Annotated in this window: 1 protein-coding gene; it reads right to left on the reverse strand. The window is 49.4% G+C overall.

What is annotated here, in order from left to right:
* A partial coding sequence (locus tag EOO50_RS17600; RefSeq protein WP_290841594.1) for a CotH kinase family protein occupies positions 1–1,565 on the reverse strand: 1,565 nt, incomplete at both ends.

Below are 1,565 nucleotides of genomic sequence, written 5' to 3' on the forward strand. Positions count from 1 at the left end.
CGTAGGGCTGTTTCTTCGTTCCATCGATGCTTTTCTCCAAAGCGGATCGGCAGAAGTGAACGGATAACCGACAAGGCACGACTGGTATTGGATCACACCCGATGAAGCCGGAACATGGAATGATGAGTTAAGCGTTTGCAGCGGCTGGTTGTTCGGGATCGTTCCGTCCATCATCCAGAAATAAATCGGCTGGCTTGACGCGACGGTTTGCGGAACAAAATGCGCAACAAGGTTGAAAGTCGCCGACGGTGTAAGCGTGATTTCGGCAGATGTGCTCGACGATGCGCCGCTCCAGTTGCTGAAAACAAACCCCGGATTCGCAACCGCTTTCACAGTTACAGGAATGTTCGAGAAGTAAACTCCCGTCCACGGATACGGAATTCCTACAATTCCCGGAGTTCCGTCTTTAATGTCGATCGTATTAATTTTCACATAGCCGTGCGACGCGTCGTCAACATCAAGGTTTGCATTGATGTTCGAAGAAATCGCGAAAACCGAGCGGATGTGGTTTCGCTGCAGCGCCGGACGTTGAGTCGCAAAATCTTTTTCGCTCTGCACGTAATAATCGTAATCGCCAATGTTCGCAGGTGATTTCCAGCGCGCAATGTGCTCAGGGATTTCGCCGTAAATCTCATTCTTCATCGTTTCGATGATTGACGTGACACGGCTTGACAGGAATGAAGTATTGAGCAAGTCGGCAAAACGGTTGATGAAATAATTTTTGAACGTCGGGTTTTCAAGCATTTTCCGAAGCAGGAATGTAGACCAGTCCGGATTCGTCGGCGCAGTGTCAACCGATGTCGCAATTGCAAGGCTGTTGAGGTTGACGTTGTCTGAAACCACTCCGAAGGTATTGTCCATATCGTGGAAAAGCCAGCGCCAGCGTCCGTCAAGGCCGTTTGCAGCTCCCGGATTGTTCGTGGCGATCTTGTTTCTCCAATATTCGATGTTGTTGTTCGGCCAGTCTTCGTTGAGAAGGAAAATGTTCGCGATAAAATAATCGGCGAAGTTTTCAGGATCCAGCTGGGTTTTGATATAATCATAATTCGCAGGAACCGACAGCGGATGCGAGCCGATGTAGCTGATCATCGCATTGTAATTCGCAGCGTCGCCTTCCTTTGGAACCGCATTCGCCTCCAAATGGTCGATCGCATCGGCATTGTAAACACGCTTGAAATAGCTGTCGCCGTAACGGTCGCGCAAATTCAGGATTCCCCAATATTCGCCGTTCACGAAAGTAATCGTGTTCTGGCAGGCTTCGCGGTCAGGGTAAAGGAAACGGCAGACTTCCTGGTTCATCGCATCGCGGAACATCGTGTTGTGAAAGTCACCGCCCGAGTTGCGCAAAACAAGCTTATCGAAGCTGTCGTATGGCAGGTCGTTGAAGAATTTGTAATCCATATTTGGCTTTCCGTAATCGGAACGCGAATAAAGCGCGATTGATTTGCTTTGGAAAGTCCTTGAAATCCCGCCATGCATGCGGATTCCAACTTCCTGGTTCAGGACTTCGGCGCCGTTCACGAAATAAGAAAGGTTTGCGATTTTTTCGTTTTCGATGCCCGAGC

The organism is Flavobacterium sp., from assembly GCF_004211145.1.
GTDB lineage: Bacteria > Bacteroidota > Bacteroidia > Flavobacteriales > Flavobacteriaceae > Flavobacterium.